The organism is Candidatus Binatia bacterium, assembly GCA_035631035.1.
Lineage (GTDB): Bacteria > Eisenbacteria > RBG-16-71-46 > SZUA-252 > SZUA-252 > DASQJL01.
This window is the reverse complement of the sequence record DASQJL010000114.1, coordinates 39,754-57,239: the sequence shown is the minus strand read 5'-3', so window position 1 is coordinate 57,239 and position 17,486 is coordinate 39,754. Positions and strand designations below refer to the sequence as shown.

16 protein-coding genes are annotated in these 17,486 nt (G+C 70.6%); 11 read left to right on the top strand and 5 right to left on the bottom strand.

Annotated elements, in window-relative coordinates; translation table 11 throughout:
• Nucleotides 1–137 precede the first annotated feature (137 nt).
• The gene (locus tag VE326_13445) at nt 138–1,238 is read right to left on the bottom strand and encodes an MBL fold metallo-hydrolase (protein ID HYJ34210.1); all 1,101 of its coding nucleotides are present in this window, start codon (nt 1,236–1,238) and stop codon (nt 138–140) included.
• A gap of 191 nt (nt 1,239–1,429) precedes the next feature.
• Between VE326_13445 and VE326_13440 the strand changes: the two genes are divergently transcribed.
• The 11 genes from VE326_13440 (at nt 1,430) to VE326_13390 (ending at nt 13,160) form a co-directional block, all read left to right on the top strand.
• Entirely contained in the window at nt 1,430–4,093 is a 2,664-nt protein-coding gene (locus VE326_13440) for a DUF5916 domain-containing protein (protein HYJ34209.1), read from the top strand.
• 142 nt (nt 4,094–4,235) lie between these two features.
• Complete coding sequence (locus VE326_13435; protein HYJ34208.1) at nt 4,236–4,940, top strand: TetR/AcrR family transcriptional regulator; 705 nt, start codon at nt 4,236–4,238, stop codon at nt 4,938–4,940.
• Nucleotides 4,937–5,980: a 6-hydroxycyclohex-1-ene-1-carbonyl-CoA dehydrogenase gene (had, locus tag VE326_13430; protein HYJ34207.1), complete on the top strand. Its 1,044-nt coding sequence runs from the start codon at nt 4,937–4,939 to the stop codon at nt 5,978–5,980. Before VE326_13435 ends, had begins: the two co-directional genes overlap by 4 nt.
• A gap of 55 nt (nt 5,981–6,035) precedes the next feature.
• A complete protein-coding gene (gene oah, locus VE326_13425; protein HYJ34206.1) occupies nt 6,036–7,160 on the top strand; it encodes a 6-oxocyclohex-1-ene-1-carbonyl-CoA hydratase in 1,125 nt (374 codons plus the stop codon).
• A 5-nt stretch (nt 7,161–7,165) separates the two neighbouring features.
• A complete protein-coding gene (locus tag VE326_13420) occupies nt 7,166–7,915 on the top strand; it encodes an SDR family NAD(P)-dependent oxidoreductase (GenBank protein HYJ34205.1) in 750 nt (249 codons plus the stop codon).
• 15 nt (nt 7,916–7,930) lie between these two features.
• Entirely contained in the window at nt 7,931–8,689 is a 759-nt protein-coding gene (locus VE326_13415; GenBank protein ID HYJ34204.1) for an enoyl-CoA hydratase/isomerase family protein, read from the top strand.
• Nucleotides 8,686–9,897: a 2-hydroxyacyl-CoA dehydratase gene (locus tag VE326_13410; protein ID HYJ34203.1), complete on the top strand. Its 1,212-nt coding sequence runs from the start codon at nt 8,686–8,688 to the stop codon at nt 9,895–9,897. The genes VE326_13415 and VE326_13410 overlap by 4 nt, the downstream gene beginning before the upstream one ends.
• 9 nt (nt 9,898–9,906) lie before the next feature.
• Nucleotides 9,907–11,214: a 2-hydroxyacyl-CoA dehydratase family protein gene (locus tag VE326_13405; GenBank protein ID HYJ34202.1), complete on the top strand. Its 1,308-nt coding sequence runs from the start codon at nt 9,907–9,909 to the stop codon at nt 11,212–11,214.
• 4 nt (nt 11,215–11,218) lie between these two features.
• Nucleotides 11,219–12,037, top strand: a complete 819-nt coding sequence (locus VE326_13400) for an acyl-CoA dehydratase activase (GenBank protein HYJ34201.1) — start codon at nt 11,219–11,221, stop codon at nt 12,035–12,037.
• Nucleotides 12,034–12,888 (top strand): acyl-CoA dehydratase activase, encoded by an 855-nt coding sequence (locus VE326_13395; protein HYJ34200.1) that lies wholly within the window; start codon nt 12,034–12,036, stop codon nt 12,886–12,888. The genes VE326_13400 and VE326_13395 overlap by 4 nt, the downstream gene beginning before the upstream one ends.
• Nucleotides 12,885–13,160, top strand: a complete 276-nt coding sequence (locus VE326_13390; GenBank protein HYJ34199.1) for a hypothetical protein — start codon at nt 12,885–12,887, stop codon at nt 13,158–13,160. Before VE326_13395 ends, VE326_13390 begins: the two co-directional genes overlap by 4 nt.
• On the opposite strand, the gene VE326_13385 is transcribed toward VE326_13390, so the two are convergent.
• The 4 genes from VE326_13385 to VE326_13370 are packed head-to-tail and all read right to left on the bottom strand — an operon-like array spanning nt 13,139 to nt 17,466.
• The gene (locus VE326_13385) at nt 13,139–15,067 is read right to left on the bottom strand and encodes a RecQ family ATP-dependent DNA helicase (GenBank protein HYJ34198.1); all 1,929 of its coding nucleotides are present in this window, start codon (nt 15,065–15,067) and stop codon (nt 13,139–13,141) included. The genes VE326_13390 and VE326_13385 overlap by 22 nt on opposite strands.
• On the bottom strand, nt 15,064–15,558 hold the full coding sequence (locus VE326_13380) for a nuclear transport factor 2 family protein (GenBank protein ID HYJ34197.1): 495 nt from the start codon (nt 15,556–15,558) through the stop codon (nt 15,064–15,066). Before VE326_13380 ends, VE326_13385 begins: the two co-directional genes overlap by 4 nt.
• 14 nt (nt 15,559–15,572) lie before the next feature.
• Complete coding sequence (locus tag VE326_13375) at nt 15,573–16,517, bottom strand: histone deacetylase (protein HYJ34196.1); 945 nt, start codon at nt 16,515–16,517, stop codon at nt 15,573–15,575.
• A 4-nt stretch (nt 16,518–16,521) separates the two neighbouring features.
• Nucleotides 16,522–17,466 carry a hypothetical protein gene (locus tag VE326_13370; protein HYJ34195.1) on the bottom strand — a complete coding sequence of 315 codons (945 nt, stop codon included), beginning with the start codon at nt 17,464–17,466 and terminating at the stop codon, nt 16,522–16,524.
• Nucleotides 17,467–17,486 lie beyond the last annotated feature (20 nt).

Below are 17,486 nucleotides of genomic sequence, written 5' to 3'. Positions count from 1 at the left end.
ACGATCCGGGGAACGCGGGGAGATGGGGAGCGTTGCATGCGGACCTCCTCGACGCCACGCGACGGCCCCGGCTCGGGAGCGGAAAACAGGGATGCGGCCGGACGTCGTGGGAGCCTCTATTCTACCGCATCACAGGGCTACTCCGCGATCTGGTAAAAGAGGGTCTTCACCAGGCCGTCCATCGACTCCCGGAAGAACTCCACGTTGTCCGGATCGTCGCCGGCGAAGCGCTTCTCCGCCGTTCCGAAATCGATCGCCTTGCGAACGTCCTCGAGCTTCGCCGAGAGCGAGCCCCGCTTCCGGACCTGGGCCACGACCTGGTCGCGCACGTCCCGCATCAGCCGAAGCGTCTCCCGGACGTAGGCGCCGTCGTGCAGGACCTGGCCGTGGCCGGGGACGATGATGCGGGCGTTCATTGCGTCCAGGCGCTCCAGGGTCCCGATCTCGTCGTAGGGCCAGCCCGCAAAGAAGTACGGAACGGGATGGGCCACCAGGTCGCCCGCGATCACGATTCCCTCCTCGGGCAGCCAGGCGATCACGTCGCCCACGGTGTGCCCGCGGCCGAGGTCCCGGAGCTGGACGCTCCGGCCCCCGAGGTCGAGGGTCATCGCCCCCGTGAAGGTGACCGAGGGGTAGACGGGCCGGTAGCCCTCGAATTCCCGGGCCACCGGGGTTCGCCTGGCCAAATCGGCCGCCGCCTCGGCCCGCGCCTTGGGCTCCAGGGGCTTTCCCTCCTCGTCGCGCCCCCGGTCGAGCTCGCGGCGGAGGGTCTCGATTCGCGCGCGGTATCGGGCCAGGTTCGGCTCGTCGAATCCCCGCTCCAGCTCCGGCGTCTTCTCGTGAGCGACGATCGCGACTCCCGGGAACGCCCGGACGTACGCGGCGTTCCCGCGGATGTGGTCGGGATGCCAGTGCGTGTTGACCAGATAGCGCACCGGCAGCCGGGTCCAGCGGCGGATCTGCGCGATATCCTCCCGCGTGCTGGACGGCAGGTAGCCCGAGTCCACCACGAGGACGCCTTCCGTGCCGATCACCACCGTCGTGTTTCCCTGCGGGTTGGTGTCGGGGGCGTCCTGATGGCGGATCACGTAGACGCCTTCGGCGATGCGCTCCACCGAACGCTCGCGGGTCACGACGGAGGGGGTCCGGTCAGCGGCCGAGGCGCCGGCGGCAGGAAGCACGAGCAGGGCCAGCGCGATCGCGGCGCGCACGCCGCCGCGTGAAGCTTCCAGAGCCATGGACGGGCACCTCCAAGGGTCAGGCGAAACGGGACGCCATCGTCCGGGGGACGGCAGGGCCTCCGAAACCTCCGTTCGCCCGATAGCGTAGACTGCGTGTCGGCTTCCAACGTTGAGAGCGATTCCCCTGTCTCAACGGAGTCGGCGCACCGTTGGTTCGCGCCATCGTTCTCGACACCGGTCGGAGAGTCATGATCGTCCTGGTCGCGCTCGCGTTGATGGTTCTGGCGCCCTCGGCGCTCGCCCAGTCCGCCGACACCACCCACGCCTATCGCCACGCGGACGCCCCCGTGGTCCAGGCGGCGCCGCTCCGCGGCGACGTCCGCATCGACGGCAAGCTGGACGACCCGGCCTGGGCGGACGCCACCCCGGTGGACCGGTTCACCCAGCGCGACCCCGACGAGGGGAGGCCCGTCTCCGAGCGCACCGAGGTGCGGGTCCTGATCGGGGACGACGCGCTCTACGTCGGCGCGCGCCTCTACGACCGCGAGCCCTCGAAAATCCGCCGCCGCCTCGTGCGCCGCGACGAGGATCTCGCCTCCGACTACTTCGCCGTGCTGATCGACTCCTACCACGACCATCTGACCGCGTTCCGGTTCCGGGTCAACCCCGCGGGCTCGTTCGACGACGCCACGATCGACGCGCGCGGCAACCACGACTTCTCCTGGGACCCGGTCTGGCACGTGCACGCCACGATCGATTCGACCGGATGGACGGCCGAGATGGAGATCCCCCTCTCCCAGCTCCGCTTCAACCCCTCCGCCGACGGGATCTGGGGCATCCAGTTCCGGCGCTGGATCGATCGCAAGCAGGAGCTTGCCGAATTCTCCTTCACTCCGAAAAACGAGCAGGCCGACGTGAGCCGCTACGGCCATCTGGCCGGCCTGGGCGCGCTGCACGCGCGGCGCCAGATCGAGCTGATGCCCTATGGGCTGGCCAAGGCGCAGAACACCTTCGCGCCTCCGGGCGATCCCTTCCACGACGGTTCGGAGCAGAGCGGCTCGGTCGGGGCCGACCTCAAGTGGGGGATCAAGGACGACCTGACGCTGAACGCGACGGTCCATCCCGACTTCGGCCAGGTCGAAGTGGACCCGGCGGTCGTAAACCTCACGGCCACGGAGACCTTCTTCCCGGAGAAGCGGCCCTTCTTCGTCGAACGCTCGGAGCTGTTCAACTTCGGCCAGACGCAGAGCTCCAACTACTTCAGCGTGCCGACGACGTTCCACGCGCGGCGCATCGGGCGCGCGCCGCAGCGATCCCTCTCCCCGTTCGACTATCCCTTCCTGGACACGCCGTCGCTCTCGACGATCGCGGCCGCCGCCAAGCTGACCGGAAAGACCCGAAGCGGGTGGTCGGTCGGCGCCCTGGACGCGGTGACCACCGAAGAGCGGGCGCGCTATCTCGATACGCTGGGGGTCGAGCGCCGGCTGCCCGTGGAGCCGCTCACGAACTACGCCGTCGCGCGCGTCCGCCGCGAGCTGGGGGGCGGGAACACGCGGATCGGAGCGATCGTCACCAACGTCTCGCGCGACCTGTCCGACCCGGGGCTGGAATCGATGCTCCGTTCGCGCGCCACGGTGGCGGGGATCGACTTCATGCACTACTGGGCGGGACGGCGCTGGTCGCTGGACGGCTACGTGCAGGGGAGCCGCATCGAGGGGAGCGCGGAAGCGATCGCGGCCACCCAGCGTTCCAGCGCGCACTACTTCCAGCGCCCCGACGCCGATCACGTCGAGTTCGATCCCACCCGGACCCATCTCACCGGAATCTCCGACCTGATCTCCCTGAACAAGCTGGGCGGGAAGCACTGGAAGGGCAACATCACGTACCAGGACCTGTCGCCCGGGTTCGAGAGCAACGACATGGGCTACATCAGCAACGTGGATACCTGGGGCGTTTCGACGCTGGGCATGTACAAAGAGGACAAGCCGAGCCGGCTGTTCCGGAACTGGTACGTGATGGCGTTCAGCAACAACGCCTGGAATCACGGGGGGAATCTCCAGTACCAGGGCTACGAGGCGCAGGGGTCGGGCACGTTCGCCAACTACTGGTACGGCGATCTGCGGGGGTCGTGGTATCCGAAGGCGTACGACGACCGGCTGACCCGCGGGGGACCGCTCACCCGAATTCCCTCCGGAGGACGGGTCGCGGCCACGGTGAACACCGACTCGCGCCAGAGCTACTTCTTCAGCCTGCACTCCGATTTCTCGTGGAACGACGCCGGCGCCAACGCGCAGCGGTACTCGCCGTCGTTGACGCTGCACCCGGCGCCGTCGATGCTCGTCCGCGTCGAGCCCAGCATCCAGAAGATCCGCGACATGGCTCAGTACGTGACGACCGTGCCCGACCCGAACGCGACCGCCACCTACGGGAGCCGCTACGTCTTCGCGACGCTCGACGAGCACGTGGTCAGCCTGGACACGCGGCTGGACTGGACCTTCTCGCCCCGGCTCTCGTTCCAGCTCTACCTGCAGCCCTACGTGGTCTCCGCCCTCTTCCGGGAGCTCAAGGAATTGCGGGCGCCGAGCACGTACGACTTCGACGTCTACGGAGGAAGCCGCGGCACGATCACGCGGGACCCGGCCGGCACCTATACGATCGATCCCGACGGCCCGGGGCCCTCGTCCTCCTTCGCCCTCGGCGATCCCAACTTCAATTTCCGCTCGCTGCTGGGCAACGCGGTGCTCCGCTGGGAGTACCGCCCCGGATCGGTCCTCTTCCTCGTGTGGCAGCAGAACCGAAACGGCGCGCAGCCCTTCGGCGACTTCGATTTCTCGCGCGACGTGCGGGCCGTCTTCGACCAGTCCCCGGAGAACATCGTCGCCATCAAGGCGACGTACTGGCTGGGGCTGTAGCCGGGCCGCTCCTCCAACCCCGTCTCCAGCGGCGCAGACGCCGCATCCTCCTTTGGTATCCCTGACACCTTGTCAGGTGACAGGCCCTGAACCCGGATTCAATCTTCGACCATCGGTTCAAATTTCTTCGGGAGGGTGACCGATGGCCGAAGCCGCCGCCGTACGTTCCGTGCGCACCATGCGCACCCCCGCCGCGAAAACGCGCTCCCCGCGCATTCGCGCCAAGCGCGAGCGCCGCCGGGAGGAGATCCTCCACGCCGCGCTCCGGGCCTTTCGCCATCGCGGCTACCACCGAACCACCCTCGACGACATCGCGCGCCGCCTGGGCGTGCGCAAGACGGCGCTCTACCACTATTTCCCCGACAAGGAAGCGATCCTGTACGAGTGCCACAAGGACTCGCTCGCCGAGCTGGACCGGATCCTCGCCGAGACCCGGCGGCTACCGACCGCGCGCGAGCGGCTGGGGCACGTGATCCGCGAGCACGTGCGCGTCATGACCGACACGCTCGAGGGGTCGCCGCTCGCCTTCGAGGTCACCGCGTTCTCGAAAGGGCCGCGGGCGGAGATCATCGCGGCCCGCGACCGCTACGAGCGCGAGCTCCGCCGGATCCTGGCGTCCGGCATCCGCGCCGGAGCGTTCCGGAAGACCGACCCCAAGGTCGCCGCGTTCGCCATGCTCGGCGCGATCAACTGGATCGCGCGCTGGTACCGGCCCGAGGGATCGCTGCAGGCCGCGGAGCTGGGCGACCGCTTCACGGACCTGTTCCTGGCGGGCCTCGACAACCGCAAGAACCCCAAGAACTCCAAGAGCCCCGCCGCGCCGAACCGTTCCCGGAGAAAGCCATGAAAGCGATCCGTCTCAACGCCTCCGGCGCGCCACTTGCCGTCGTCGACGTTCCCGAACCCGAGCCGCGCGCGGGGGAAGTCGTCGTGCGCGTCGCCGGGTGCGGCGTCTGCCACACCGACATCGGTTTCTGGCGGGACGGCGTTCCGACCCGCCATCCGCTCCCGATCACGCTCGGCCACGAGGTAAGCGGCGTCGTGGACGAGGCGGCGCCGGAGTGCCGCGAGTGGATCGGACGCGAGGTGATCGTTCCCTCCGTCATCCCGTGCGGCGAATGCGACCTCTGCCGCTCGGGGCGGGGGAACGCGTGCCGGAGCCAGATCATGCCGGGGAACGATCTCGATGGGGGGTTCGCGGAGCGGGTCGCCGTCCCCGCGCGCGGGCTTTGCCCCGTCACGGAGCGGAACGGCTATTCGCTGGCCGACCTCTCGGTCGTGGCCGACGCCGTGACGACGCCCTACCAGGCGATCGTCCGCAGCGGTCTCCGTCCCGGCGATCTCGCGATCGTCGTGGGCGCGGGCGGCGTGGGCGGCTACGCGGTGCAGATCGCGGCCGCCTTCGGCGCGCGCGTGGTGGTGCTGGACGTGGACGCGGCGAAGCTTGCGGGGATCGCGGCGCATGGCGCGAGCCTGGCGCTCGATCCCTCGGCGACGGACTTCAAGGCGCTGAAGAAGGAGATCGCGGCGCGCGCCAAGGCGTGGGGCGTGGCCCCGCACGGCTGGAAGATCTTCGAATGCTCCGGGACGGCGGCGGGGCAGGAGACGGCGTTCGGCCTCCTCGGAACGGCGGGAATCCTGATGGTCGTGGGGTTCACCCTCGACAAGGTCCAGCTCCGGCTGAGCAACCTCATGGCCTTCGACGCGACGGCGCAGGGCACCTGGGGCTGCCGCCCCGAGCTCTACCCCGAGGCGCTTCGCATGGTCACGTCGGGGCGCGTCACGCTCCATCCGTTCATCGAGCGGCATCCGCTGCGCGACGGCCCCGAGGTCGTGCGCCGCGTGGCCGATCACGAGATCCAGAAGCGGGCCATCCTCGAGCCCTAGGGTCGCGGGGCGGAAGCCGCCCCGCACGAGCGCGCGCGGCGCGCGGGAGAGAACGATGCTGAAGGACCACACGCTGTTTCCGGAGTACCGCTTCCAGCACATCGGCTACGAGATGCGCCCCGCCCTCGATCCGTGCGGGCGCGCCGCCGACGGCCTGTTCCACGCGTGGATCGTCCTGGACAACCCGAAGCAGCTGAACAGCTACACCACGGACATGGCGCGCGAGGTGGGGATCGCGTTCCGGCAGGCCAGCCTGGACCGGCGCGTGGTCTCGGTCGTCTTCACGGCGACGGGGGACAAGTCGTTCTGCACGGGCGGCAACACCGAGGAGTACGCGACCTACTACGCGGGGAATCCGCAGGAGTACAAGCAGTACATGCGGGTCTTCAACGACATGATCGACGCGATCCTCGCGTGCGACAAGCCGGTGGTGAACCGCGTGAACGGGATGCGGATCGGCGGCGGCCAGGAGATCGGGATGGCCTGCGACTTCAGCGTCGCCGTGGACACCGCTCGCTTCGGACAGGCGGGCCCGAAGCACGGCTCGGCGCCCGACGGCGGGTCGACCGATTTCCTCCCCGTCTACGTCGGCTTCGGCCGCGCCATCGAGAGCGCGGTGCTCTGCGAGACCTGGAGCGCGCACCGCGCGATGTTCCTGGGCCTCGTGAACGAAGTGGTGCCGGTCCTGCGCCTGGACGGGCGGTGGATCCCGAATCCGCTCGTGGTCACCGACCGCTTCCTGGACGAGATGGGACGGATCGTCTACGGCGACTTCCGCACCGGGCCCGACCTGATCCTCGCCAAGGAGACCTTCGCGCGCGCGAAGACCGATCTCTCGCTCCTCGATAAGGCCGTCGAGTCGCTCTGCGCCAAGCTCCTGATGCTCATGCCCGACTGTACCGCGAAGACGATCGCGAGCCTCCGCAAGCACAAGCTCCACCACTGGCAGGCGAACAGCGGGACCAATCGCGACTGGCTCGCGCTCAACATGATGACCGAGGCGCGCGCCGGGTTCCGCGCCTTCCACGAAGGGCCCAAGGGGAAGCGCGAGGTGGACTTCATCAAGCTCCGCCAGATGCTGGCGGAGGGGCATCCCTGGGACGACGAGCTCTACCGCGCGATCTCGCCGCAGTGCCAGCCGCCGGCGGCGCCGGCCATTCCGGAGCCGGCGGGGAGCTGAGGGCCGTGGACCTGGGCCTCCAAGGGCGCGCCGCGGTCGTGACCGGGGGCGCCTCGGGAATCGGAGCGGCGATCGCGCTCGCGCTGGCGCGCGAGGGGTGCGACGTCGCCGTGATGGACGCGCGCTTCGAGGCCGCCGGGTCGCGAGTGCTCCAGGGGATCGAAGCCGCCGGGCGGCGCGGGCTGCGCCTGCAGGGGGACGTCCGTGACGCGGCGTTCGCCGAGCGGGCGATCCAGGACGTCGTGGCCGCGTTCGGCCGCCTGGACATCCTCGTCTGCGCGGCCGGGATCACCGCCGACGCGGTGAGCTGGAAGATGACGCCCGCCCAGTGGGACGACGTCATCGGCGTGAACCTCACCGGCTGTTTCCTCTGGAGCCGCGCGGCCGGCGCGGTGCTCCGGGACCGCGGATGGGGGCGCATCGTGAACATCGCCTCGATCAACGGCCTTCGGGGGAAGGCGGGGCAGGCCAACTACGCCGCCTCCAAGGGGGGCATGGTCGCGCTCTCGAAGTCGCTGGCGAAGGAGCTCGGTCGGTCGGGCGTGACGGTGAACGTCGTCGCGCCGGGAATGGTGAAGACCCCGATGACCGCGCCGCTGCCCGACCGCTTCGTCGAGGCTGCGATCGAAGAGAGCGCGGTGGGGAGGATCGCCGAGCCCGAGGACTGCGCGTCGGCCGTGGCGTGGCTCTGCTCGGCGGGCGCGCGGCACGTGACGGGACAGGTCCTCAAGGTGGACGGCGGGCAGTACGTCTAGAAGGAGGCCGTGGGCATGAACGTTCGGATGGAAGTGGACGCGGGCATCGCGACCCTCACGCTCGATCACCCGCCGCTCAACGTGCTGACGCGCGCGGTCCTTCGCGAGCTGCGCGAGGCCTCGCTCCGGCTCCGCGACGAGCCGGGCGTACGGGCCGTGGTCCTCGCTGCGACCGGCAGGCACTTCTCGGCGGGCGCGGACGTCGGAGAGCACCTGCCGCCGTCCTTCCGCGACCTGATTCCCGAGATGGTGGGCACGGTCGAAGCGATCGCTTCGCTTCCGGTCCCCGTGATCGCGGCCGTGCGCGGCCGCTGCCTCGGGGGCGGGTTCGAGCTGGTCCAGGCGGCGGACATCGTCGTGGCCGGCGAGGGCGCCTCCTTCGGCCAGCCGGAGATCCTGCTCGGCGTCACCGCGCCGATCGCCTGCGCCCTCCTCCCGCGACGCGGCCCCTACGGCCACGCGGCCGAGATCCTCTTCACCGGCGACGCCATTGCCGCCCGGCGCGCCGCCGAGGCGGGGCTGGTCCAGCGCGTCGTCCCCGACGACGCCGTCGAGGCCGAGGCGCGCTCGCTGGCGGAGCGCTGCGCCCGCCACAGCGCCGCCGCACTCCGGCTCACCAAGCGCACGCTCCGCGCGGCGGTCGGCCGCACGAGGCCCGATGCGCTCCAGGCCGCGGCTGCGATCTACGTCGAGGAGGTCATGGAGACGCGCGACGCGCTGGAGGGGCTGCGCGCCTTCACCGAGAAGCGGACGCCCGCGTGGGAGCACCGATGAGCGCCGGTCCCGCCCGCGCGGCATCGAGCGGAGCGCGCGCGGCCGCGACCCCGGTCTTCCCCGAGTGGAAGGGGCACGACCTCGAAGGGATGCTCTCGGCCTGTCAGGACCTGGTCGAGGACGTCTCCTTCCCGACGGTGCGCCGCTGGCGCGAGGGGGGCGGCCGCGTGGTCGGTCACTTCCAGGTCTACTTCCCGGAGGAGATCGCGAACGCCGCGGGACTCCTCCCGTTCAAGGTGCGCGGCGCGCCGATCGAGGCGGGGCACGCCGAGTCGCGGTTCGGCTCCTATCTCTGCTCCATCATCAAGACCTCGCTCGAGCTGGCGCTCACCCAGGTCGTGACGCTGGAGCTGTTCGTGACCCATCCGATCTGCGACGCCGCGCGAAACCTGGCGGCGGTCTGGGGGCGCAATTTCGCCTACCCCTGCCAGATCCTCTACCTGCCCCAGAACGCGGCTTCGCCGAGCGCCGCGCCCTACCTGCGCGGCGAGTACGACCGCCTGCGCCGCGCGATCGAGGCGGTCGCCGAGCGCAAGGTTCGCGACGAGGATCTCCGCCGCTCCATCGGCGTCTTCAACGAGAACCGGAGGCTCCTGCGCGGCCTCTATGCGATCCGCCGCGAGCGTCCCTGGCTGGTGGCCGCGCACGAAGCGTACGCGCTCACGGCGGTGGGCGGGCTGGTCCCGCGCGAGGAGCACAACGAGGTGCTCCGCGCCGTGCTGCCACGATTGGAGTCGCGTCCGGCGCGCGCGCAGGACCGGATCCGGGTCGTCTTCGAGGGAGGGTTCTGCGAGCAGCCGCCGCTCGACCTGATCCGCGCCGTCGGCCGCTCCTGCTACGTCGTGGACGACGATCTGCTGATCGGCCTCCGCTGGATCCTGGAGGACGTGCGGGCCGGCGAGGACCCTTTGGCCGACCTGGCCGCGGCCTACCTCGACCGGTCCAGCTACAGCCCGGTGCAGCACGACCCTCGAAAGCCCAAGGAGCGGATGCTCCTCGAGCGCGTGGAGCGCTCGGGCGCCCGCGCGGTCATCATCGCCGCGGCCAAGATGTGCGAGCCGGGGCTGGAGGAGCAGGTCGCGTACGTGCAGGCGCTGGACGCCGCCCGCCTCCCCTACTTCGTCACGGAGTTCGAGGAGAACATGACCTCCTTCGAGCAGATCGAGATCCAGCTGGAGACCTTCGTCGAGAACCTCCTCTTCGACTAGGAGCCGAACATGGTGCCTGCCGCGCTGGCCGAAATCGTGGGACGGGGGAATCGCGACGGGGCGCGCCTCTTCCGCGAGTGGTTCGAGGACCTGGGCCGCGCCGCGGTCGACGGACGGGGCGGCGCGTACGTGTTCGTCATGGGGAGCCTGGGCGAGCTGCTTCGGGTCTTCGACCTGCCGCTCGTGTTCCCCGAGATCAACTCGCTCCAGACCGCCGTGCGCCACGTGGCGCAGGAGTACCTGAACGAGGCCGAGGACCTGGGCTACTCCTCGGACCTGTGCGGCTACGTGAAGGCCGACGTGGCGACGCAGCGCCGCGGCGGCGAGCTGCCGATGGGCCGGATCCCGCCGCCCAAGATCGCGGTGCTCACGAACGCCTGCAACACCTACGTGAAGTGGGCCGAGATCTGGGAGCGGATGTACGGGATGCCCTGCTACGTGCTCGACGTGCCGGGGACGCGCGCCGACGGCGCCCAGACCTGGCGCGGAGACCGCGATTTCGAGAACGACCGCCGCTACGTCGCGGCGCAGATCCGCGAGCTGATCGCCCTGCTGGAGCAGGTGACCGGGAAGAAGTTCGACATCGACCGCCTCCGGGAGTCGCTCCAGAACGCAAACCGCCTGGGACGGGGCTGGAAGCGGGTGCTGGAGCTGAACCGAAGCCGCCCCTCGCTCTTCAACGCACTCTCGGACGGCACCATCTACCTCGGCGTGTGCAACGGATTCCGCGGCGCGCCCGAGGGCGCCACCTATTTCGAGCAGCTGGTGGAGGAGATGGAGCTGAAGCAGCGGGAGGGGATCGGGACCCTGGTCGACGAGCGCTTCCGCCTCGTGTTCGTGGGCGTGCCCTGCTATCCGATCTTCCGGCGGTTCACCGAGCTCTTCACCGAGCACGGCGGCACGTTCGTCAACTCCACCTACCTCTGGTTCGCCTCCGGGGGCGCCAATCGCGCGTTCGAGTACGATCCGAGGGATCCGGTCGAGAGCCTGGCCGAGGGGCTCCTCGTGAGCGTGCGGGACGCGATGGACAGCATGTTCTACCCGACGACCGCGCTGGCCGAGATGGTCGACACCTACGCGGTCGACGGCGTCGTGTTCCACCCGATCAAGAGCTGCCGCACCGTCTCGACGGGGCTGGCCGACAACCGCCGCGCCCTCATGGAGCGGCGGGACGTGGCGACCCTGTTCGTGGAGTCGGACATGATGGATCAGCGCGTCGTCTCCGAGGCGCAGCTCAAGAACCGGATCGACGCGTTCTTCGAGGGACTGGTGTCGCGCCGCCTGGCCCCGGCCGGCGGCGCCGGAGCGGGGAGGTAGCGACATGGCCTACGCGGCAGGGGTGGACGTCGGCTCGACGCAGACGAAAGCGGTCGTGGTGGACGAGTCGGGCGTCATCGCGGGGCGCGCCCTGATCGGAACGGGAGCGAACGTGATGCGCGCGGCGGAGAACGCCTTTCGCGGCGCGCTCGCCGACGGCAAGCTGCGCGAGGAGGAGGTCGAGTTCGTCGTCGGCACCGGCTACGGGCGCTACAAGGTGACGTTCGGCAACACGCAGGTGACGGAGATCAGCTGCCACGGTCGCGGCGCCGTGCACATGTTCCCGGCCACGCGCACGGTGGTCGACATGGGAGGCCAGGACACCAAGGCGATCAAGGTCTCGGGCCGCGGCGAGATCGCGGATTTCTGCATGAACGACAAGTGCGCCGCGGGAACGGGGCGCTTCCTGGGCGCGGCGTCCTCCGCGCTCGACATCCCGCTCGAGGAGCTCGGGCCCACCGCGCTCACGGGCGAGCGGCCGGTCAAGATCAGCACCACCTGCACGGTGTTCGCCGAGTCGGAGGTCCTCTCGTGGCTGGGCAAGGGGAAGAAGATCGGCGACGTCCTCCTGGGCGTGCACGAGTCGATCGCCTCGAGGGCGGTGAGCCTGCTCTGGCGCGTCGGGATCGAGGAGGAGGTCACCTTCACCGGCGGCGTGGCGCGAAACGTGGCGATGGTCGAGGCGTTGAACCGGCAGCTCGGGCTCAAGGTCAACGTGAGCGAGGAGTCGCACTACATGGGCGCGCTCGGGGCCGCGCTCTTCGCGCGCGATCAGATCCTCGCGAGCCGGGAACCGGCGCGCGCGGGGAAGGGCCGCCCATGAGCGCGCGGGCCCTGCGGATCACCGCCGGCATCGACGTCGGCTCCACCTACACGAAGGTCCTGCTCCTGCGCGAGGACCGCGCGGTCCTGGGCCGCGCCCTCGAGCCGACCGGATTCCGCCTGACCGAGGTGGCCGAGGGCTCGCTCGCGCGGCTCATCGCGAACGCCGGCCTCGACCGCGAGCAGGTGGGGTACGTCGTGGCGACCGGCTACGGGCGCCATCAGGCTCCCTTCGCCGACATCCACGTCACCGACCTGACCGCCTCGGCGCGCGGCGCCCGCTTGCTCTTCCCCGATACCCAGACGGTCCTGGACGTCGGCGGGCAGACGATGAAGGCGACCCGCATCGACGAGCGCGGCAAGGTGAAGACCTTCCGCCTGAACGACAAGTGCGCCGCGGGGACGGGCGCCTTCCTCGAGAAGACGGCCCGCTACCTGGGCTACGCCACCGAGGAGATCGGGCCGCTGGTGGCGACCTCGAAGGAGTTCCCGCCGATCTCCGGCGTGTGCGCCGTGTTCGCGGAATCGGAGGTGATCAACCACCTCTCGCAGGGGGTGGCGCCCGCGGACATCATGCACGGCGCGATCGTGTCGCTGGTGGGACGCTCCGTCCAGCTGATGAAGCGCGCGCGGATGGAGGGGCCCTTCACGCTGATCGGGGGGATCCTCCGCTACGAGACGATGGCGCGCGTGGCGCGCGAGTCGCTCGCGGGCGTGGTGCACGTGCCCGAGGGGGACCTCCCCCAGTTCGTCCCCGCGCTCGGCGCGGCGTGGCTGGGGCAGCAGCGACTTTCGAAGATCGCGGGCGGAGCGGCGGGCGCGGCGCTCGCCTCCACGGCGCCCCGGACATGATCGCCGATACCGGATTCGGGCGCGGCGAGCGGGTCGGTCCGCTCTCGAAGGTCTCCGCCGAGCCCGACCCCGAGCGGATCGCGCAGGGGTGGGCCCTGCGCTTCGTCGTCGAGGGGCTTCGCGCGGAATCGTTCGTGCGGCTCTACGAAACGCTCGGCTACGAGGCCTGCGCCGATCCGCTCCGGCCCGAGCTGTTGCCGGAAGGGTGCCACGACTGCCGCGCGGCGGTCGCGCTCGGGTTCCGCGCGATCTACACGCGGCGCCGGGGCTGACCCGACCGCGCCACCACCTCCAGAATCGAGTCTCCGTACTTCACGGCCTTCTGCGGGCCGATCCCGTGGCAGGCGAGGAGCTCCTCGGCCGTCCGGGGGCGCGCCGCGGCGATGTCGCGCAGGGCGCGGTCGGTGGCGACGACGAACGCGGGCACCCCGCCCGCGAGCGACTCGGCGCGCCGCCACTCGCGCAGCGATTCGAAAAGCGATTCGTCGAAGTCGGTCTCGCCGCCCGCTGGCGGCGCCGCATCCCGTCGGCGGGAGCGCGAACGGGGCTTTGCGGCCCCGGTCCCCCGGGGCGGCAGGATCAGCGACCCGGGCCGTCTTCCGTCGAGCACCGCGCGCCCCGACGGCGTGAGCACCAGAAGCGAGTACTCGCCCGGCGTGAAGTCCACCCATCCGGCGGCGACGCAGCGCTGGATCACCTGTCCCAGCCAGGCCTCGGTCTCGCCGGCGAGCGCGCCCCAGCCCGGCCGGCCCACGAGGCCGGCGCGGATCAGCCGCTCGTCGTCCTCGCCGCGCAGGAACTTGGCCGTCGCCTTGGGGCCCAGCCGCTCGTGCACCAGCGCCACCGCCCCAAGCACCGCCATCACGATCCTCCCGCTCTCCTCGGCGCTTCCCCCGACCGCGCCGCCCTGGGCGATCTCGGCGCAGACGTCGCAGCGGCCGCAGCCGTGCAGCGTCTCCGCCTCGTCGCCGAAGTAGCGGAGGATGGCGTCGTGGCGGCAGGAGCCCCCCTCGGCCCAGCGGATCAGGTCCAGGAACATCGACCACTTGTGCTCGAACATCGCCTCCCCCGCCGCCGACTCCGACGCGCTCCGCTCGAGGAGATGGCGGCGCCGCGGGATATCCTGCGCGCGGAGCAGGAGGAGCCCCGAGGCGTCCTCGCCGTCGCGGCCGGCGCGGCCGACCTCCTGGTAGTAGGACTCGATCGAATCGGGCGGCGAGCGATGGATCACGGCGCGCACGTCCGCCCGGTCGATTCCCATGCCGAAGGCGTTCGTGGCCGCGACGACCGCGAGCTCGCCGCGCATGAAGCGGCGCTGCACCTGGCTGCGGTGGTCGCCCGAGAGGCCCGCGTGGTACCAGCCCGCCCTCCACCCCTCCTCGCGGAGCCGCTTTGCCTCCTCTTCGGCGTCCTTGCGCGAGAGGCAGTAGACGATCGCCCCGCCGCGCGGCGCCGCCGCACCCCCCAGAGCCTCGCGGAGCGTGTCGTCCACCGCCCGCGCCGCCTCGGCCGCGCTGGCGACGCTCCGCGCCCGAAGGGCCAGGTTGGGACGCGCGAACCCGCGCACGATCTGCGGCGTGTCCGCCGGAAACCCGAGCTGGCGGAGGATGTCATCGCGCACGACCGGCGTGGCCGTGGCGGTGCAGGCGAGCACGAGCGCTTCGGGATGGAGCTCCAGGAAGCCGCGGATCTGGAGGTAGTCGGGGCGAAAATCGTGCCCCCACTGGCTGATGCAGTGCGCCTCGTCGATCGCGATCAGGGGGCAGCCCATGGCGCGCACGAGATCGCGAAAGCCGGGGAAGCGAAGCCGTTCCGGCGCGACGTAGACGATCCGGTACTCGCCGCCGCGGATCTGCCAGAGCCGCTCCATCGCCTCGCCGTCATCCAGCGTCGAGGCGAGATAGGTCGCGCGGATTCCCTTCGCCTCGAGCGCGTCGACCTGATCGTGCATGAGCGAGATCAACGGCGAGATCACGAGCGATGTGCCGGGAAGCATCGTCGCCGGCAGCTGGTAGATGAGGCTCTTTCCACCTCCGGTGGGGGCGACGAGGAGCAGCCGGCGCCGGCGGTGGAGCGTCTCGAGGGCTTCGAGCTGGCCCGGGCGGAACGAAGGGAACCCGAAGGTCCGGAGGGCCTCCTCGAACGCCGGAGGAGCGGAGGCCGCGCGCGTCGCGCTCAAGCGCCGCCCGCCGCTCCCGCCCGCACCGAGTCGGCGAGCATCACGAGACGCCGGATCAGCCATCGCTTCCCGGGCGCCTGCTCCGCGATCAGCGTGAATCGCCCCGCCTCGGTCCTGGACGCGCCCGCCTCGAGGTAGTCCTCCTCGAACGTTCCGGTCTCGACCGCAAGGGGGCCGTGCACGCGAAGGTCGTCGGGGACCACGCGCAGCCGTGTCACCGACACGGGCGTATAGAGGGCGAGGAGGAATTCCTCGACGGCCGCCCTTCCCGAGATGGTCGGCGCCCCCGAGAAGACCAGCACCGCGTCGTCGTGGAACAGGGTGCCGAACGTGAGGCTGTCCCTCTGGTTGGCGGCGACCGCGTACTGGGACCACAGCGAGTCGATCGTGGCGCGCACCGTGGCGGCCTGGACGGTGGTGTCGAGCGACTGCTGCGTGCCGCACGCGGGCACGACCGCGATCAGGATCGCGAGGATCAGGGCATGGCGCATCGTGTCGTCCTCCTCTAGGCGGGTTCGGGCCGGGACGAGCCGGCGGTTCGGATCGCTTCGTCCACCATGTCGGCCTGGATCCCGACCGTGTCGTTCAGGTCGCGCGCGTAGCCTCCGGCCAGGAAGACCGCGACCGGGATCCCGCGGGCGGCGCACGCGCCGAACACGTAGCGGTCCCGGGCGCGCAGGTCCTCGCGCGTGAGGCGCAGGCGGCCGAGCTGGTCGTTCTCGAAGGGGTCGGCGCCTCCGACGTAGGCGACCAGGTCGGGGCGGTGCCGTTCCAGGATACGCGGCACCCAGTGCTCGAGCACGGCGAGATAGCTCGCCCCGCCCGCGCCGGTCTCCAGGCCCACGTCCTGATCGCTGGGCGGCTTGATCGCGGGGTAGTTCTCCTCTTCGTGCACCGAGAAGGTGAACACGGAGGGGTCGTCGCGGAAGATCGCCGCGGTGCCGTTCCCCTGGTGCACGTCCACGTCGATCACCGCGGCGCGGCGGATCAACCGCTTCGCCTGCAGCTCGCGGATCGCGATCGCCACGTCGTGGAAGACGCAGAAGCCCTCGCCATGGTCGGGAAAGGCGTGGTGGAAGCCGCCGCCCAGGTTGGCCGCGGCGCCGCGCGCCAGCGCCTCGCGGGCGGCGAGAATGCTCCCGCCCGCGCAGAGAAACGACGCCTCGACGAGCGCTTCGGAGTAGGGAAGCTCGAGGATCGCCTCCTCCAGGACCGAGAGGCGGCCGTGCAGCAGCTTGTCGATGTACTCGCGGTCGTGGACCCGCTGCACCTGTTCCAGGGTGGCCGGCTCGGGCTCGAGGATCTCCTCCTCCCGCACCACGCCCCGCCGCACCAGCTCGTCCCGGATCAGCTCGAATTTGCGCATCGGGAAGACGTGGACGCCGATGTCGGCGTAGTAGCGGCCGGTGTAGACGATGGCGGGGCCCTCGGCGCCGCGGCTTCGGGTCACCGGGCTATTCGAAGGAGAAGGGGGTGGGGTGCTCGCCCTGGGGGCGGAGCGGACCCGGCGCGGCGTCGATCACCGCCTCCGGCACCCCTTCGACGGCTCCCGCGGGGACGAGCGCGCGGTAGAGCACGAGGACCGCGGCCACCCAGAACGGGAAGGTGAGCGCGCTCACCAGGCTGGTCCACAGGATGCTCAGGATGCGGAACACCCGGTCCGCGTGCGTCGCCCACGCGGCGATGGTCCCGAGGAGCATCGCGGGGATGGTGGCGACGAGCACGATCAGGAAGAGGATCACGAAGAACACGATGAGGCGGACGAGCAGCCCGCCGAAATGCGAGCCCACGAGCCGCGCGCTCGCGGAGACGGAGCGTGTGGCGCCGAGACCGGACAGCACCACGCCGGGGATCGCGAAGATCAGGAAGAATCCGGAGAGCATGAGCCAGATCAGGAGCGGGATGACCGCGGCCACCGCGATCACGGCGACGATCTCCTTGGGCAGGTCGGGGAAGGGCGCGATCGCCGCCACGAGGATGCCCGCGATCAGGACGATCGGCCCCGCGACGACCAGGATCTGGAGGATGACCGAAAGCACGAAAGGCACCATCCGCTCCAGGACGTGCCGGATCGCGCTGACGAAGCTGCGCCGCTCGCCGTGGAGGAGCGCGTCTTGAAGGGGAAGGAAGGGCGTATAGACCAGGGCGAGCAGCGGCAGGTAGGCCGAGACCTTCATCAGCGCGTGGATCATCAGGGCGTCGTTGTCGCGATAGCCGAGCGGCGAGGTTCCCCCGCCGGCCAGCTCCAGGTAGAGCGCCGTGCCGAAATGGTAGAACCAGAGAAAGACCAGGGCCGGAAGGGCGGGCGGAATCGAGCGGCGCCCCAGGGCGAAGAGGGAGCGCAGATAGGCTCCCATCGGCGGGAGAGACGGCGCGGAGGCCGGAGCGTCCGTGGCCATGGGGGCGGATTGTACGCCCA